Genomic DNA, 16,551 nt, shown 5'->3' with positions numbered 1-16,551 from the left:
GCCGGACCTTCCCATCGGACGGAGAGACACGATGACGCGTAACCTCACCCGCCGCGCCAGCCTCGCCGCCCTGGGCGGCGTGTCGGCGCTCGCGCTGCCCGCCAACCATGCCCGCGCCCAGGCCCCGCGCGAGCTGCGCCTCGGCCTCATCACCCCGCCCGCGCATACCTGGAACCAGCAGCTCACCGCCTGGGGCACGCGGCTGCGCGATGCCTCGAACGGGCGCTTCACCGTCACCCTCTTCCCCTCGGGCCAGCTCGGCAACGAGGCGGCGATGCTGCAGCAGATGCAGACCGGCGCGCTCGACCTCAGCCTGCTCACCGTCTCCGAGATCAGCAACCGCGTGGACGCCTTCGGCGCGCTGCTCGCCCCCTTCATCGCGAAGGACATTGATGAGGCGGTGCGCATGCTGCGCCACCCGATTGCGCTCGGCCTGCTCAACGGCCTGCCGCAGGCGACGGGCTGCGTCGGCTTCCGCTACGGCATGGTGGGCATGCGCCAGCTCAGCACGCGGGATGTGACGAACACGCTGGCCGACCTGCGCGGCAAGAAGATCCGCATCACGCCCGCCGCCCCCACGCGGGACTTCTTCAACCTGATCGGCATGGCGCCCACGCCGCTCCCGCTGCCGCAGATCTTCGAGGCGCTGTCCAACGGGCAGATCGACGGCGTGGACCTGGATTTCGAGAGCATCATCAACAACCGCTTCCAGGAACTCTGCCGGACGATGCTGCTGACCAACCACTTCATGTTCCCCGCCGTGGGCATGATGTCGGCCCGCGTCTTCGGCACGCTGACCCCGCCCGACCGCGAGCTGATCCGCGGCACCATGACCGAGGCGCTGGACGCGCTGTGCAACTCCATGCCGGAGCGCGAGGCACGCCAGGGGGCGCAGCTGCGCGCGAGCAACATGCAGATCCGCCCCACCGGGCCCGAATTCTTCGGCGATGCCGTGGCGCAGTTCGACCGGATGTGGGGGCCGAAGGCGCCGGCACTCGCGCAGCTCCGCGCGGCGTTTCCGCGCGGCTGAGGTGCGGGCAGCGCGCCACGAGGGGGCTTTGCCCCCTCGTACTCCCCCAGCAAGAACCTCAGGTTCTTGCATCTCCGGCGAGACATGATGCGGCGCCTGAGCCTCGCGACCGCCGCACTCGAGAAGGGCGCGCTGGTCATCTGCATGGCCCTCGTGCTCGGGCTCGTGTTGCTCAACGTCGTCACACGCAGCCTGAACTATTCGCTGTTCTGGGTGGATGAGGCCGCCGTCTTCGCCATGGTCTGGGGCTGCTTCATCGGCGCCTCGCTCCTCGTCCACCAGCGCATGGACTTCGCCGTCACCCTCCTGACCGACCCCCTGCCCGACCGGCTGCGCCATGCGGCGCGCGTGCTGGTGGATGCCCTCGTACTGGGCTTCGGCGTGCTGATGGTCGTGCTCTGCTGGTGGTGGTTCGACCTGCCCACCCTCATCGCCCAGGACTGGAACCTCCAGGCCTTCTTCGAGGTGAACTTCAACGGCATCTACATGGACCGGCCCACCACCGTGAACCTGCCCAAATGGCCCTTCTTCCTGGTCATGCCCTGGTTCGCGCTGACCACCACGATCCATGCCACCGCCAACCTTCTGGAGGACCTCTCCGCCATGCGCTCGGGCGCGGCCTTCGCCGAACGCCAGGAGGCGGAGGTTTGATCACCGGCCTCGCCTTCGCCGCCCTGCTCTTCATCGGCGCGCCCATCGGCATCGTGCTGGGGCTTTCAGCGGCGGCCTATATCTTCGCCAGCAACAACCAGGTGCTGCTCGGCTCCTACCCGATCCAGATGTTCGGCGGCGTCGAGAACTACGGGCTGCTCGCCATTCCGCTCTTCCTGATCCTGGGCGAGATCATGAACGGGGCCGGCATCACCACGCGCCTGATCGGCCTCGCGCGCGCCTTCGTCGGCACGGTGCGCGGCGGCCTCGCCTACATCAACGTGCTGGCCAATGCGCTGATGGCGAGCATCCTGGGCTCGGCCGCCGCGCAGATCGCCATCATGAGCCGCGTCATCGTCCCCGAGATGGACCGCGAGGGCTATGACCGCCGCTTCTCCGTCGCCACCACCGCCTCGGCGGGGCTGCTCGCGCCCATCATCCCGCCCTCGATGATGTTCGTGGTCTATGCCGTGCTGGCGCGGGTGGCCACCGGCGACATGTTCCTGGCCGGCATCATCCCCGGGCTGATGATGACGGCGGGCTTCTTCCTCGTGATCTTCTGCGTGGGCCTGGTCCGCCCCTTCCCCGTGCCCGGCGCGCTCACCTGGCGCGATCGCCTCACGCTGCTCCGCGACGGCGCGCTGACACTGGCCATCCCCGTCGTCATCATCGGCAGCATCACGACCGGCGTCGCCACCGCGACCGAGAGTGCCGCCGTCGCCTGCGTGGCCGCCTATGTCATCGGCCGCTTCGTCACGCGCGAATTCCACGACCGGGACCTGCCGCGCATGCTGCTGGCGGCCGGGCGCAACGCCGCCGTCGTGCTCTTCATGGTGGCGACGGCCGCCGTCTTCGGCTGGGTGCTCACCTTCGGCAAGGTGCCGCAGGACATCGCGGCCTGGATCCAGACCATCGCGACCGGCCCCGTCTCCTTCATGCTGCTGGTGAACGTGATCCTGCTGGTCATCGGCACGGTGATCGACGGCATTCCGGGCCTGATCATGGTGGTCCCGATCCTGCTGCCCATCGCGACCGACATCTACGGGATCGATCCCGTGCATTTCGGCGTCGTGGTCTCGATCAACCTGGTGCTGGGGCTGGTCTCGCCGCCGGTCGGCATCGCGCTCTTCATCGCCGCCGCGGTGACGAAGATGAAGCCGGGGCAGATCTTCCTCTGGACCATCCCCTATTGCCTCACGACGGCCGTGGTGCTGGTGCTGCTCAGCATCTTTCCGGCGCTGACGCTGTACCTGGTGCGCTGAACTCCAGCCGGGCCGGCCGCGGCCCGGCGCCGCCTCCGGTCTCGATTGCGTTGGATCAAGGCGCGAGCCACTCCACCCTCCCAGGATGCCGGGCAGCGGGTCACCCGGTGCAATCGCGAAGCGAGGCCATGCGCAAGAGAACGCGGTCGAAACAGGAGGCAGGGACGCCATGAGCCGGACGCCGGCCGAATTCCCACCGCCCCGCCCATCCCGCCGGGCCCTGCTTGGCGCACCGCTTCTTCTCCCCTTCGCAGCCCGGGCCCAGGGCCTGGATGATTCGCTGGCGGGCGTGGTGCGGCGCGGCGTGCTGCGGGTGAGCGTCAGCTTCTGGACCTCCCGCTTCCTGCCCCGGCCCGGGCCGGACGCACCCGGCATGCGGGATGGCTTCCATGACGCGCTGTCACGGCTCATCGCGCAGCAGCTGGGGGTGCGGGCCGAGCTGCTTCCGGTGCGCGAATCGGGCCAGGGCGCCAGTCGGCTGATCGAGGGCGAGGTGGACGTCGCGCTGGCGCCGCCGATCACGCGCCAATTGCTGCGCCAGATCATGTTCTGCAGCCCGCATCTCAACCTCGACCTCGTCGTGGTGGCGCGCGGCGCCCAGGCGACGGAGCGGCCGCGCCAGAGGCTGCAGGGCATGCGCCTCGGCGCGCTGTCCGTCCTCGCCGCGGCCCTGGTGGATCGCGGCACGCTCGCCAGCGTGACGCCGGTGGCGACCCCCTGGCAGCTTCTGCGGCTGCTGACGGAGGGGCAACTGGACGGCGCCATCCTGACCAGCGTGACGGCCGATTCGGCGCTGCGCGAATTGCCGGAGCTCGGCCTGCGCGTGCAGCAGTCGCTGGCGCCCGCGACCTTCGCCGCCGCCGTGGCCTATGGCGCGCATGACCTGCGGCGCGCGGTCAACCTCGCCATCGAGCAATTGCTGCTGGATGGTCGCCTCGCCGACCTGTTCCGCCGCGAGACGGGCCTGCCCTTCAACCCGCCCTATCCGGAGTGACGCCGATGCCGCCCGCCCCCCTTCCGCGCCGCGGCCTGCTCCTCGCCGGGGCCGGCCTCGCCGCACCCGCCCTGGCCCCTGCCCTCGCGCAGACGGCCGATCCGCAGACGGTGAACTTCATCAGCTGGACCAGCGGCGCGCCCATCCAGGCCACGCTCCGCGCGCAGATCACGAGCTTCATGACGGCCACGGGCCTGCGCGTGGCGCACCAGCACTTCCCCTGGAGCGGCTACCGCACCGCCCTCCTCTCGCGCATGCTGGGCGACGGGCCGGCCGATGTGATCTGGCTCTCCGACGCCTGGCTGCCCGAATTCGCCGAGGCGGGCTGGGTCTCCCCGATCGACGATGTGGCGGCGCTGGCGCGCTTCAAGCCCGAGACCCGCGCCTCCTGCGTGCAGGGGATGAGCCACCGGGGCGAGCAATACGGCCTTGCCTATTACGGGGACAACATGGCCTTCCTCTACAATGCGCGCCTGCTGGAGCGCGCGGGCTTCGGCGATCCGCCGCGAAGCTGGAACGAGGTGGTGAACCAGGCGCAGGTGATCCGCCGGCGCGGCCTGGCCGCGGCGCCGCTCGGCCTGCCGCTCGCCGCCGACCCCTGGCTGATCGAGGTGATCTCGACCCTGGTGTTCAGCTTCGGCGGGGATTTCGTGGCCGGCGGCGAGCCGGTGATGGCCGCGCGGCCGCAGACGCGCGCGGCGCTCGACTTCCTGGCCCATGCGGTGCTGCATGAACGGATCGTCTCGCCCGAGGCGGTCAGCGCCAGCGAGGATGACGTGCTGGAGGCCTTCGGCCATGGCCAGCACGCCTTCGCCATCCTGCCGACCTACCGGATGCGCTTCCTGAACAACCCGGCGCGCTTCGCCGAGGCGGGGCATTTCCACGTGGCGCTGATGCCCAACGGCCCCGATGCCACGCGGCATGAGACCTGCGGCTGGGTGCGCATGTACGCGCTCACTTCGGCCGCGGCGCGGAACCTGAGGCGGCTGCGCAACGCCGTCGCCTTCATGGGCGCCTTCGGCGGGCGGGACCACACAGGCGAATACGCCATGGCCAAGCGCCTGCTCTTCGGCGCGGGCGTGCCCTTCTGCGCCACGCCGCTCTACCAGGACCAGCAGGTGATCGACTACGTCACGCAATGGAGCCTGGGCGGCAACATGGTGCTGCGCCAGCAGATGGACGCGGTCCGCACCAAGGACACGATCTCGCCCTGGTTCGGCAATTGGCAGGCTCTGACCGACCGGCTCTGGCAGGCGATCTGCCAGGGGACGCTCTCGCCCGATGCGGGCCTCACCCTGGCGGCCGAGGCCTGGTCGGGCCTGCGCCGGTCGAGGGGCTGAGCCATGGGCCTGCCGCCCTTTCGTCGCCGCACCCTGCTGGCCGGTCTGCCATGGCTGGCCGGCCCGGCGCGGGCAGCCCCGGATGGCTCGCTCCGGCGCGTGCTGGATGCGGGGGTGATCCGCCTCGGCGTGCAGGTGGAGGGGACGGTGGCCGCCGCGCGCGCCACGGATGGCAGCCTGCGCGGCTACCTGCCCGAACTGGGCCACCGCATCGCGCATGGCTTCGGCGTACGGCCGGAATTCGTGGCGGTGCCGCGGGGCGACATGCTGGGCCTCTCGCAGCAGGGCCGCTTCGACCTGGGGCTGGGCGGGGCCATCGCCAGCACCTGGCTCGCCATGAGCACCCTGCTGAGCGACCCGATCATGCGCTTCCAGCTCGTCGTGCTCACGCCGCGCGAGCATCCGGTGCTCGGCATGGGCGATCTTGCCAGCTGGCGCGTCGGCGTCCTCGACGGGCGCTCCTTCGCCGAGACGCTGCGCGAGGCGGGCGTGGAGGAGGCGCGGACCGTGACCCATCGCAGCTGGGAGGAGGCGGCGGCGGCGCTGCGGCGCGGCGGCAAGGAGGCGGTGGTGGTGCCGACCTATCACGCGCGCGAGATCCAGCGCGTGGTGCCGGGTGCGACGGTGCGCTTCACCCTGGGTGAGTTCTGGCATTGCGCCATGCTGCGGATGGGCGAGCATGACCTGCTGCGGGCGGTGAACGTGCTGCTCTACCTGCTGCGGCAGGAGGGGCAGCTGCAGGCGCTCCACCACGCCTTCTTCGAGCAGGACGCCGGCGGAAGGAGGACGCTGTGATGGCCCGCCCCCTGCCGGGGCGCCGGCACCTCCTGGCACTCACAGGCCTGGCCCTCGCCTGCCCTTCGCTCCGCCCCGCGCGCGCCGCGGCCACACCCGACGTGCTGCGCCGCGTGCGGGAGGAGGGGGTGGTGCGGATCGGCGTCTGGCTGGAGACGCCCCCCTGGGGCGGCTTCGACGCCGAGGGCCGGCCCGATGGCTCCGAGGTCGCGATCGCGCGGCTGCTGGCCCGCGACATGGGCCTTCGCCTGCGCCTCGTCCGGCTGAAGGCGGCCGAGCGGATGGAGGCGCTGCTGGAGGATCGATGCGACATCCTGGCCGCCGTCCTGCCGATGACGCCGCCCTATACGGGGCGCGTGGCCTTCACCCTGCCGCATGGCCGGGTGAACACGGTCTTCGCCGCGCCGGCCGGGCTGCGCCTGGAATCGATGGGCGACCTGGTCGGCCGGCGGGTGGCGATGTCGGCCGGGACCATCGCCGCCGACGCCGCGCATGCCCTGCTGCCCCCGGGCGCCATCGCGCTCTTCACGCCCGGCACGCCGCAGACGGTGGAGGCGCTGCTGCTGGGCGAGGCGGATGTGGCCGTGACCTATGACTGGCAGCTCCGGGACCTGCGCCTCGCCCGGCCGGACCTCGACATCGTGCCACGATTGCCGGTGCAGTCCTGGACCTACGGGCTGGCCACGCGGCTCGGCCAGCCGGACCTGCAGCGCTTCCTGAACATCTTTCTCTTCCTGCGCGGGCTGGACGGCACGCTGGCCGATATCCACGCCCGCTACTTCGCAGCCCCGCTGCCGGAGGGGCTGCGCTTCCGCTGAGCGGGCGCGCAGCCGCCGGGCCTCACTCGGGCTCGACGCGCGCCAGGCGCAGCAGGGTCTGCGCCTTCTCGAAATCGCGCGCGATATAGGTTTCGAGCGCCGCACCCGCCTGGAAGGTCGGCACGATGCCGAGGCCCTGCAGGCGCGAGCGGATCGCCTCCTCGCCCATGATCGCCTCCACCTCGGCATTGATGCGGGCGATGATGCCGTCGGGCATGCGGGGCGGGCCCCAGATGGCCCACCAGGAATGCGCGTCCACGCTGGGGAAGCCGGCCTCGGCCGTGGTCGGGATGTCGGGGGCGGCGGGGCTGCGCTGCGGCGCGGTGAGCGCGATGCCGCGCAGGCTGCCGGCGCGCACCGGCGGCAGCATCGCGAGCATGGGGTCCGTGTTGAAGCCGAGGCGGCCGCCCAGCAGATCCACCAGGATGGGCGCGGTGCCGCGATAGGGCACGAAGGTGACGTCCGCGCCGATCTGCCGGACGAACTCGATGGAGGCGAGGTGCCCGGCCGAACCCAGCGCCGAGACGCCGGCCGACCAGTCGCGCGGATTGGCGCGGATGGCGGCGGCCATCTCCGCCATGGTGGTCTGCGGGCGGGCGGGGTTGATCGCCATCAGGCAGGGCCCCTCGCCCACGCGGGCGATGGGCTTGAGGTCGGTCAGCGGGTCATAGCCGGGGGCCCGCATGACCAGGCGCGCGATGGTCTGCACCGAGGCCGAGACCAGCAGCGTGTAGCCATCGGCCGGCGCTTGCGAGACGGCGATGCCGCCCACCGTGCCATTGGCGCCGGCGCGGTTCTCGACGGTCACGGTCTGGCCGGTGCGCTCGCCCATGCGGGCGGCCACGGCACGCGCCATGGTGTCCACCGAGCCGCCGGGGGCGAAGGGGACGATGATGCGCACGGGCCGCGAGGGCCAGGCGGGCTGGGCGAGCGCCGGAAGCGCGAGGCCGGCGGGCAGGAGGCTGGCGCCGGCGAGGGCCGCGCGGCGGGTGAAACGGGTGGTCACGGGCGTGAGGTCTCCGGGCTGGAAGGGCGAGGATAGACCGGGATTCGCGCGATGTTTACCCAAAATTCACACGCGGCGCCGCTCAGCTGGCGCGGCGCTGCTCCAATGTCACGCGCAATGCCCGCATTTCGGCCTCCAGCGCGGCCAGACGCTCGCCCACAGGGTCGATTTCCTGGGCGGGCAGGCCATAGCCCACGGTCACGATCTCGGGACAATCCGGGCCCGAGCAGCGGGCGGGGATGCCCACCACCGTGGTGCCATCCGGCACGGAAGCGACGGCGACGGCATTGGCGCCGACGCGGGCCCCTCGGCCGACCGTGATGGGGCCCAGCACCTGGGCGCCCGCACCCAGGATGGCGCCATCCAGCACATCGGGGTGGCGCTTGCCGGCCTTGAGCGAGAGGCCGCCCAGCGTGACGCCGTGATAGATGGTCACGTCATCGCCGATCGTCGCCGTCTCGCCGATCACGACACCCATGCCGTGGTCGATGAAGAGGCGCCGGCCGATCTTCGCCCCAGGATGGATCTCGATCCCCGTCAGCATGCGCCCGAGATGCGAGGTGAAGCGGCCGAGGCCGCTGAGGCCGAGCGTCCAGAGCCGGTGCGCGAGGCGGTGCCACAGCACGGCATGCAGCCCGGGATAGGAGAAGATGACCTCGGGCCAGGAGGGGCGCGCGGGGTCGCGCTCGCGGATGGAGCGGCCGAGTTCGACGATCTCGAGTGTCATGCGAGCCAGCCTGGCACGGGCAGGCCCTTGGCGCGCAGGAATTCCGGGTTGAAGAGCTTGGACTGGTAGCGCGCGCCGCCATCGCAGAGGATGGTGACGATGCGGTGCCCGGGGCCCATCATCCGCGCGAGCTTCACGGCCGCGGCGACATTGATGCCGGCCGAGCCGCCGATGCACAGCCCCTCATGCAGCGTCAGGTCGAAGACCTGCTCCAGCGCCTCCTCATCCGTCACCTGCAGCGCGTCATCAATGGGGGCACCTTCCAGATTGCCGGGGACGCGGGACTGGCCGATGCCCTCGGTGATGGAGCCGCCCTCGCTCATCTCGGGCGTGCCGGTCTTGCGCCAGGCATAGAGGGCGGAGCCCATGGGGTCGGCGAGCACGACCTGCGTCGTGGCGTCATGCGCCTTCAGCGCCATGGCGATGCCGGCCAGCGTGCCGCCGGTGCCGCAGGCGCAGGTGAAGGCGTCCACCCGGCCGCCGGCCTGGGCGATGATCTCGGCCCCCGTGGTGCGGCGATGGCCCTCGCGGTTGTCGAGATTGTCGAACTGGTTGGCCCAGAGGGCGGAGCCCGGATCGGCCGCGTTCAATTCCTCGGCCAGCCGGCGTGAATAATGGACGTAGTTGCCGGGGTCCTTGAAGGGTTTGGCCGGGATCAGGCGAAGATCGGCGCCGATCATGCGCAGGAAGTCGATCTTTTCCTGGCTTTGCGTCTCCGGCATCACGATGACGCTGCGATAGCCGCGCGCATTGCCGACCAGCGTCAGGCCGATGCCGGTATTGCCCGCCGTGCCCTCGACGATGACGCCGCCGGGGCGCAGCTCGCCGCGTGCTTCCGCGCCCTGGATGATGGCGAGCGCGGCACGGTCCTTCACCGAGCCGCCGGGATTCATGAATTCGGCCTTGCCCAGGATCTCGCAGCCGGTGGCGGCGCTGGCGCGGGCGAGGCGGATGAGGGGCGTGTTCCCGATGGCGCCGAGAAGGCCGCGGACGGGCGTCGAGGTGATGGCGTTCATGGCCGATGCATATCAGCTTGGCTCAACCGTGAAACAAGGGTTCCGCGCGGAGGAATGCGCGCGACGCGGGGGGATCATGCGGCGACGTGGAGAATTTCACGTTGACGGACGAAGTTGAAATTCATATCTCACGATCCTTCATCGTGCTTAATTCACGTCATCGCCGGGTATTTTCCGCCCGGCCGGAGCAAGTTCCCATGAACCGCCGCCAGATCCTCGCCCTCGCCCCCTTCACCCTCGCCGCCCCGGCTTTCGCCCAGGCCGACCGCCCCATCCGCCTCATCGTCCCGGTCGCCCCGGGCGGCAGCCAGGACATCGTGGCGCGCCTCATCGCCCGCCATCTCGGCCCCGTGCTGGGGCAGGCCATCGTGGTGGAGAACCATCCGGGCGCCGGCAGCAATATCGGCTACGAGCTGGGCGCGCGGGCCCGGCCGGATGGGCTGACGCTCGTCGCGGGCTCGGACAGCCTCTCCATCAACAAGGGGCTGTTCCGCCGGCTCTCCTTCGACCCCGTCGAGGATTTCGCGGCGGTCGCGCAGGTCACCTCCGTGCCGCAGATCCTCGTCGTGAAGGCCGATTTCCCGGCGGCCAGCCTCGCCGAGTTCGTGGCGCTGAGCCGCCGCCTGCCCATCGCCGTCGGCACGCCGGGCAATGGCAGCCTCTCGCACCTGCTGGTGGAACTGCTCCAGCAGGCGACCGAGACGCGCTGGACGCATGCGCCCTATCGCGGCGGCGCGCTCGCGGTGAATGACCTGCTGGGCGGCTCGCTTCAGGGTGTGATGATCAATATCGGCGCGGTGACGCAGCATGTGCAGGCCGGCCGCCTGCGCGGCCTCGCCGTCTCGACCGGCGGCCGCACCTCGGCGCTGCCCGAGGTGCCGACCCTGGCGGAGGCCGGCGTCTCCAACATCGCCGTCTCGGGCTGGCACGGCCTCGTCGCGCCACGCGGGACCGAGGCCGCGACGGTGCTGCGCATCAACCAGGCGGTGGGCGAGGTGCTGCGGATCGCCGAGGTGCGCGAGCGCCTGGGCGCGCTCGGCATCGAGCCGGTGGACGCCCCCCCCGAGGCGCTGGCCGCCAAGCTGCGCGAGGATGCCGAGCGCTGGGCGCCGGTGATCCGCCGCACGGGCATGCAGCCGGATTGAAGACGGCGCGCCCTGCCCCACATCCCGGGGCGTGAATGACGCGCCCCGGCTCCGTTTCTACCTCTCCCATGTCGGTATCGGCATGGCGCTTTCGGCCGTGCTGATGGCGGCGATCCTCTGGGCGGACCCGCTGGGTCTGGGCGGCCTGCTGCTCCGCTCCTCCGAGCACCCGCTGCCCCTGCTGCTGCTCTGGTTCTTCTGCGCGCTGACCTTCGGCTCGGTGCAATTGGGGGTGGCCATCATGCTGCGCTTCGAGCGATGAGGCGGCGGCTCCTGCCCCTGCTGCTGGCGCCCTTCGTCGCGGCGTGCTCCGCTTTCGGCATGCGCGACGGCACCGAAGAACCGCCCTTCACCGTGATCGCCCGTGTGGGGGAGTTGGAAATCCGCCGCTACGCCCCGCGCCTGATCGCCGAGATCAGCGTCACGGGCGATGAGGTTTCCGCCCGCAGCGCCGCCTTCCGGCCGCTCGCCGCCTATATCTTCGGCGAGAATGACGCGGCCGAGCGCATCGGCATGACGGCGCCGGTCGCCCAAGGGAGGGCCGAGGCGGGCGAGCGGATCGGGATGACCGCCCCCGTGGCGCAAAGCGGCGGCGAGGGGCAATGGCGCGTGGGCTTCTTCATGCCGGCGCGCTACAGCCTCGCCACCCTGCCCCGCCCGCGCGACCCCCGCATCGCGATCGTGACGCTCCCTGAGGTGGAGGTGGCGGTGCTGCGCTTCTCCGGCCTGCCAGGCGCCGAGGCGGTGGCGGCGGCCCAGGCCCGCCTTGACGCCGCGCTCGCGGGCAGCGCGTGGACGCCCAGCGGCCCGGGCGGCGCCTGGTTCTACGATCCGCCCTGGACCATCCCGGCGCTGCGCCGGAGCGAGGCGTGGCGCCCCGTCCTCAGCAGGTGATGGCGATGGCTTCCACCAGCTGCGTGCTGATCAGGGTCTGCCCCACGCCATTCGCCTGATGGCCGAGCTTCACGCGCAGACCCGCCGGGCTCACCTGGAAGCTGCGGTTCATCGGCCGGTCCAGCAGATTGCCCCGGTAGGTGAAGGTGATGTTGGCCGGGCTCTGGCTGCGGATGAAGGCGTAGTAGGTGATGGTGGTGCTCGTCCGGTCGGTGTCCGTCCGCTCGGCCGTGACCCGGCCGTTGCAGAAGCGCGCCAGCTGCGCCTGCGCCGTGGCCGGCAGGATCAGGACGATCACCAGGGGCAGAAGGCGCAACATGGTCTCACTCCCGCATGTCGAGTCTTGTTAACCTTTGTGCAGGCCCCCTGCCAATCGGCATCTTCGATCCCGGGGGAAGGCTCAGCCGATGGTCAGCCCGTCACCATCGCGATCTTCCCGAAATGCGCGTTCGCCTTCATGTGCGCCAGCGCCGCATGCACCTCATCGAGGTGGAAGACGCGATCAAGCGGCAAGGCGAGCTTGCCTGCCTCCAGCGCCGCCCAGAGGTCCTGGCGCATGAGGCGGACGATCTCGCGCACCTCCTCATTGCTGCGGGTGCGGAAGGTGACGCCGATATAGGAGATGCGGCGCGCGGCATGCAGGTCGAAGTCGAAATCGGCGACGGCCCCGCCCAGGCGCCCGACATTGATGATGCGCCCCAGGATGCGCGTCGCCGCCAGCGTCTGCGAGACGAGCGGGCCGCTGATCTGGTCCACCACGGAATCCACGCCGCGGCCGCCGGTGGCCTCCAGCACCTGCTTCACCCAGGCGGGGTCGTTCGTGTCCACCGCCAGCGTGGCGCCGAATTCGGCCAGCCGCGCCCGCTTCTCCGGGTTGGTGGAGCTGCCGACGACGACGCTGGCGCCCATGAGGCGCGCGATCTGCAGCCCCATCAGGCCCACGCCGGAGGAGGCTCCCTGGATCATGATGGCCGAACCCGGGGCGCAGAGGCCGTGCGTGACCACGGCGTTGTGCATGGTCTGCAGCGCCACCGGGAGTGTGGCCGCCACCTCCCAGGACATGTTGGCATCGGGCACCAGGCTCACGCGGCCCCAATCGGCGAGCGCGTATTCGGCGTAGCAGGCGCCCATGCCGCCCATGACGCGCATCCCGGGCTTGAGATGCGAGGGCACCTCGCTGCCGCATTCCACGATCTCGCCCGCGGCCTCCAGGCCCGGGATGGCGCCGATGCCGCCCACCGCGCCATGCGCATGGCCGGCCGCCACGCCGAGATCGGCGCGGTTCAGGCCGATGGCGCGCAGCTTGATCAGGATCTGCTCGGGGCCGGGCCTGGGCACCGGCACCTCCTGGATCTTGAGGCCTTCGGCGGTGACGACGGCGGCTTTCATGGCATGCTCCCCTGGGAATCGACGCGGAGGCTAATCCGAAACCGCGCATGGAACGAGGGGCGGGGGCACATGGCAGCAGCGCAGCCCATCCTCTCCATCCAGTATCTGCGCGGCGTGGCCGCGCTGATGATCGTCCTCTACCACCTGGGCCTGCCGCTCGCGCGCCTCGGCCATGGGGGCGACTGGCCCGAGGGGCTGCGGCATGGCGTCGACCTCTTCTTCGTCATCAGCGGCTTCATCATGGTGGTGGCGACGCGCGACCCGGCGCTGACGCCGGGCACCTTCCTGCTGCGCCGCTTCCTGCGCATCGCGCCGCTCTACTACGTGCTGACGGGCTTCCTGCTGGTGGTCTTCGCGATCCGGCCCGCCCTGTTGCAGAGCTTCGTCTTCGAATGGCCGCACGTGCTGGCCAGCTTCGCCTTCTGGCCGGCGACGCACCCGGTGACGGGCGAGGCGGAGCCCGTGCTGATCCCGGGCTGGACGCTGCAATACGAGATGTTCTTCTACCTGCTCTTCGCGCTCGCCATGCCGGCCGGGCGCTGGAGCCTCGCCGCGCTGGCCGCGATGTTCCTCGCGCTGGTGGGGCTGGGCCAGATGCTCCAGGGCGGGGTGGCCTTCACCTTCTTCACAGCGCCGCTGATCCTGCAATTCCTGATGGGGGTGGCGCTCGGCCGCGCGCATGAGCGCGGCTGGCTGACGCCGGGCGCGGCGGGCCGGCGATGGCGCTGGGCGGTGGCGGCGGGCGCGGCGCTGGCCATGGCCGCGCTGGTCTTCCTGCCCCCCGCCCTCCCCGGCCCCTGGGCCGCGCTGGAGAGCGGCGCATGGGCCTCTGTCATCGTGGGCGCGCTGGTCTGGCTGGAGCGGGCGGAATGGATGCCCGACTGGCGCTGGCTGCTGCTGGCCGGGGATGCGAGCTATGCGATCTATCTCTCGCACCCCTCGGTGCTCTCGGCGATGCAGCAGGGCTGGCAGCGGGCCGGGCTGCCGCCCGATCTCATCACCTTCGGCGTCGCGGCCGTCTTCGCCTCGGTGGCGGTCGGGCTCTTCCTGCACGCGGCGGTGGAGCTGCCGCTGCGGCGGCGCCTCAGGCGGCCCGCGCCTCAGCGCAGCTCGATCGCGTAGCGCAGCGCGCCGGTCTCGATCCAGGAGAGGCGGCGCTCGACCGCGCGGTCCATCACGTCGAAGGCGATGCGGGCGATGTGCAGGATCGGCGCGCCGGGGGCGAGGCCGAGCAGCGCGGCCTTCTCCTCGGGTGCCGCGATGGCCGAGAGCTTCTCCGTGACCCGCATCACCGTGATGCCGTGGTGGCGCTGGTAATGGACGTAGAGCTCATCGCTCAGTTCCACGCCGATGGGCAGCGTGAAGCCGGGGAAGAGCGCCTCGGGCAGCGCGATCTCCTCGACGATGGGGGAGCTTCCCGCGATGAAGCGCTGGCGCGTGAAGCGGTGCACGCGGGCGCGGCGCGTGAGCGCGAGGGCGCGCGCTTCCTCCGGCGTGGCGGGCGCGCGTTCCAGCCGGTGCAGCCAGCTGGTGGGGGCGAGGCGCGCGCCATCCAGCCCCTCGGCGCGGAAGAAGTGGAAGAGCGCTCGCTCGCTGGTCGCTTGCGTCACATAGGTGCCGATGCCCTGGCGGCGCTCGATCAGGCGCTGGGCTTCCAGCACGCCAAGCGCCCGGCGCAGCGTGCCCTGGCTGATGCCGAGCTGGGCCGCCAGCACGCCCTCGGTCGGCAGCGCCTCGCCCGGCTTCCATTCGCCCGCCGCGATGCGGGCGCGCAGATCCTGCTCGGCGCGCGCATAGAGGGGCGCGCGGGCGAGTGCCGTCATGCGCGGCGCAGGTTGGGGGCGGGCAGGCCCTCGATGAGCACGTTCACGCAGGCGGGCTTGCCGCTGGCGAAGGCGCGCTCCAGCGCGGCCGCCAGATCCTCGCCGCGCTCCACGAATTCGCCATGGCCGCCGAGGCCGGCCACCACCAGGTCATAGCGCGTGCCCGGCGCCAGTTCGCAGCCATGGGTGCGGTTCGCGCCATAGTCGCGCGCCTGGATCTGGTATTCGGCATTCCACTTCGCGTCATTGCCGACGACCAGCACGAAGGGCAGGTCATGCCGCAGGGCCGTGTCGAATTCCGCCATGTGGAAGCCGAAAGTGCCATCGCCGCAGATGGCGAGCACACGCCCCGCCGGGCGCGCGGCGCGGGCGGCGGCGGCGAAGGGCAGCGCCGCGCCGATGGCACCGGCGACGCCGTTGATCACCCGCTCGGGTGCCGAGAGGCAGGCCTGCATCCATTGGCCGATCTCGCCGCCATCCACGACGAGGACGGTCTCGGGCGTGATGTGCGGGCGGAGTGCCGCGCCCAGCGTCGCGGGATGCACCGGCCCGCCCGGCTTGCCCGCCAGCGCCGCCCAGGCCGGCGGGCGATGGGCGATGGCCTCGCGCAGCGCCGCCGCCCAATCCGTGTTGGCGTGCGGCTTGGCGTGGGCCGCGAGCATGGCGACGGCCTCGAGCGGTGCGGCCATGGCCGAGAGCGCGAGCCGCTGGCCCAGGCCCTGCGCGGCGCGGGCGATGAGCTTCGCCTCGGGCTCGATCACGACCCAGCGGGCCTTCTCGCTGACGAAGGGGGCGCGGCCGAAGCGCAGCGTGAAGTCGAGCGGCTTGCCCAGCAGCACCACGCAATCGGATTGCGCGAGCATCTCGGCGAAGGCGCCGAGCGAGGGATCGCCCAGGCCGCGCGGGCTTTCCATGAGGGCCACGGGCAGGCCGATGGCGGCCTCCAGCGCCATGCGGGCGCGGCGGCCATCGGGCGTGTTCAGCGCGGGGCCGGCGGCGAGGATGGGGCGCTCGGCCGCCGCGATGGCGGCGAGGATGGCGGCCGCACTCTCGGCCGCGAGCGGCATGGGATGCGCGAGATAGGCGGCCTCATCGGGCAGCTTCGGCGTGGCCTTGGCCTCGACCACATCGGTGGGCAGCGAGATGTGGACCGGCCCCGGCCGGCCGGAGCGGGCGATGGAGAAAGCGCGGGCGATGTCGTGGGCCAAGCCCGCCGTGCTCTGAGCCAGCCAGGCGGCCTTGCAGAGGGGGGCCGCCATCTCGACCTGCGGCGTCTCCTGGAAGGCGCCGAGGCCCAGCTCATTCAGCGGCGCATGGCCGGAGAGCAGCAGCAGCGGCACCTCGCCCGCCAGCGCCGTGGGCAGGCCGGCGACCGCATTGGAATGCCCCTGCCCGCCAGTGACGAGCGCCACGCCGACCTCGCCCGTCAGCCGCGCCCAGGCATCGGCCATGTGCACGGCGGCGGCCTCATGGCGGACATGGATGATCTCGATGCCCTCACCGAAGGCCGCGTCATAGACCGGCATGATGTGGTTGCCCGAGAGGCTGAAGACGCGCGTCACACCGCCCTTCTTGAGTGCGCCCCAGAGGACGTCGGCCCCGCGAATCTCGTGCTGCATCATGCGTCTCCTGTTCTTGGGGCCGAGCTTGCACGGGTCTTG

18 protein-coding genes are annotated in these 16,551 nt (G+C 71.4%); 11 read left to right on the top strand and 7 right to left on the bottom strand.

What is annotated here, in order from left to right; all coding sequences use genetic code 11:
• The first annotated feature begins 31 nt into the window (after positions 1-31).
• The 7 genes from ACQ860_RS00960 (at position 32) to ACQ860_RS00930 (ending at position 6,890) form a co-directional block, all read left to right on the top strand.
• The gene (locus ACQ860_RS00960) at positions 32-1,030 is read left to right on the top strand and encodes a TRAP transporter substrate-binding protein (RefSeq protein WP_431301537.1); all 999 of its coding nucleotides are present in this window, start codon (positions 32-34) and stop codon (positions 1,028-1,030) included.
• A gap of 84 nt (positions 1,031-1,114) precedes the next feature.
• Entirely contained in the window at positions 1,115-1,681 is a 567-nt protein-coding gene (locus ACQ860_RS00955) for a TRAP transporter small permease (RefSeq protein WP_431301536.1), read from the top strand.
• On the top strand, positions 1,678-2,943 hold the full coding sequence (locus tag ACQ860_RS00950) for a TRAP transporter large permease (protein ID WP_431301535.1): 1,266 nt from the start codon (positions 1,678-1,680) through the stop codon (positions 2,941-2,943). Before ACQ860_RS00955 ends, ACQ860_RS00950 begins: the two co-directional genes overlap by 4 nt.
• A 169-nt stretch (positions 2,944-3,112) precedes the next feature.
• Complete coding sequence (locus ACQ860_RS00945) at positions 3,113-3,937, top strand: substrate-binding periplasmic protein (protein WP_431301534.1); 825 nt, start codon at positions 3,113-3,115, stop codon at positions 3,935-3,937.
• A gap of 5 nt (positions 3,938-3,942) precedes the next feature.
• The gene (locus ACQ860_RS00940; RefSeq protein WP_431301533.1) at positions 3,943-5,277 is read left to right on the top strand and encodes an ABC transporter substrate-binding protein; all 1,335 of its coding nucleotides are present in this window, start codon (positions 3,943-3,945) and stop codon (positions 5,275-5,277) included.
• 3 nt (positions 5,278-5,280) lie between these two features.
• Positions 5,281-6,072 carry a substrate-binding periplasmic protein gene (locus ACQ860_RS00935; RefSeq protein ID WP_431301532.1) on the top strand — a complete coding sequence of 264 codons (792 nt, stop codon included), beginning with the start codon at positions 5,281-5,283 and terminating at the stop codon, positions 6,070-6,072.
• Positions 6,072-6,890: a transporter substrate-binding domain-containing protein gene (locus ACQ860_RS00930; protein WP_431301531.1), complete on the top strand. Its 819-nt coding sequence runs from the start codon at positions 6,072-6,074 to the stop codon at positions 6,888-6,890. The genes ACQ860_RS00935 and ACQ860_RS00930 overlap by 1 nt, the downstream gene beginning before the upstream one ends.
• A gap of 22 nt (positions 6,891-6,912) precedes the next feature.
• Here the strand turns inward: ACQ860_RS00930 and ACQ860_RS00925 are convergent, their stop codons facing one another.
• From ACQ860_RS00925 to ACQ860_RS00915, 3 genes are all read right to left on the bottom strand, one after another.
• Positions 6,913-7,896 carry a Bug family tripartite tricarboxylate transporter substrate binding protein gene (locus ACQ860_RS00925; protein ID WP_431301530.1) on the bottom strand — a complete coding sequence of 328 codons (984 nt, stop codon included), beginning with the start codon at positions 7,894-7,896 and terminating at the stop codon, positions 6,913-6,915.
• Between the two features lie 82 nt (positions 7,897-7,978).
• Positions 7,979-8,623 carry a serine O-acetyltransferase gene (cysE, locus tag ACQ860_RS00920; RefSeq protein ID WP_431301529.1) on the bottom strand — a complete coding sequence of 215 codons (645 nt, stop codon included), beginning with the start codon at positions 8,621-8,623 and terminating at the stop codon, positions 7,979-7,981.
• Entirely contained in the window at positions 8,620-9,639 is a 1,020-nt protein-coding gene (locus tag ACQ860_RS00915) for a cysteine synthase A (protein ID WP_431301528.1), read from the bottom strand. The genes cysE and ACQ860_RS00915 overlap by 4 nt, the downstream gene beginning before the upstream one ends.
• Before the next feature lie 197 nt (positions 9,640-9,836).
• On the opposite strand from ACQ860_RS00915, the gene ACQ860_RS00910 reads away from it, so the two are divergent.
• The 3 genes from ACQ860_RS00910 to ACQ860_RS00900 are packed head-to-tail and all read left to right on the top strand — an operon-like array spanning position 9,837 to position 11,678.
• Entirely contained in the window at positions 9,837-10,784 is a 948-nt protein-coding gene (locus ACQ860_RS00910; protein ID WP_431301527.1) for a Bug family tripartite tricarboxylate transporter substrate binding protein, read from the top strand.
• Positions 10,785-10,815: 31 nt separating this feature from the next.
• Positions 10,816-11,046: a hypothetical protein gene (locus ACQ860_RS00905; protein WP_431301526.1), complete on the top strand. Its 231-nt coding sequence runs from the start codon at positions 10,816-10,818 to the stop codon at positions 11,044-11,046.
• Positions 11,043-11,678 (top strand): SOUL family heme-binding protein, encoded by a 636-nt coding sequence (locus ACQ860_RS00900; protein WP_431301525.1) that lies wholly within the window; start codon positions 11,043-11,045, stop codon positions 11,676-11,678. The genes ACQ860_RS00905 and ACQ860_RS00900 overlap by 4 nt, the downstream gene beginning before the upstream one ends.
• Here ACQ860_RS00900 and ACQ860_RS00895 read toward each other — a convergent pair.
• Positions 11,668-11,997, bottom strand: a complete 330-nt coding sequence (locus ACQ860_RS00895; RefSeq protein ID WP_431301524.1) for a hypothetical protein — start codon at positions 11,995-11,997, stop codon at positions 11,668-11,670. The two genes, ACQ860_RS00900 and ACQ860_RS00895, sit on opposite strands and share 11 nt — an antisense overlap.
• 92 nt (positions 11,998-12,089) lie before the next feature.
• Positions 12,090-13,067: a zinc-binding dehydrogenase gene (locus tag ACQ860_RS00890; protein ID WP_431301523.1), complete on the bottom strand. Its 978-nt coding sequence runs from the start codon at positions 13,065-13,067 to the stop codon at positions 12,090-12,092.
• Positions 13,068-13,136: 69 nt separating this feature from the next.
• Between ACQ860_RS00890 and ACQ860_RS00885 the strand changes: the two genes are divergently transcribed.
• On the top strand, positions 13,137-14,189 hold the full coding sequence (locus ACQ860_RS00885; protein ID WP_431301522.1) for an acyltransferase family protein: 1,053 nt from the start codon (positions 13,137-13,139) through the stop codon (positions 14,187-14,189).
• On the opposite strand, the gene ACQ860_RS00880 is transcribed toward ACQ860_RS00885, so the two are convergent.
• Complete coding sequence (locus ACQ860_RS00880) at positions 14,168-14,890, bottom strand: GntR family transcriptional regulator (protein WP_431301521.1); 723 nt, start codon at positions 14,888-14,890, stop codon at positions 14,168-14,170. The two genes, ACQ860_RS00885 and ACQ860_RS00880, sit on opposite strands and share 22 nt — an antisense overlap.
• Positions 14,887-16,509 carry a thiamine pyrophosphate-binding protein gene (locus tag ACQ860_RS00875; RefSeq protein ID WP_431301520.1) on the bottom strand — a complete coding sequence of 541 codons (1,623 nt, stop codon included), beginning with the start codon at positions 16,507-16,509 and terminating at the stop codon, positions 14,887-14,889. The genes ACQ860_RS00880 and ACQ860_RS00875 overlap by 4 nt, the downstream gene beginning before the upstream one ends.
• Between the last annotated feature and the right edge of the window lie 42 nt (positions 16,510-16,551).

The sequence above is a fragment of the Sediminicoccus sp. BL-A-41-H5 genome, from assembly GCF_050632405.1.
Classification (GTDB): Bacteria; Pseudomonadota; Alphaproteobacteria; order Acetobacterales; family Acetobacteraceae; genus Roseococcus.
The sequence above is the reverse complement of the archived record's forward strand: the minus strand, read 5'-3'. Positions and strand labels throughout refer to the sequence as shown.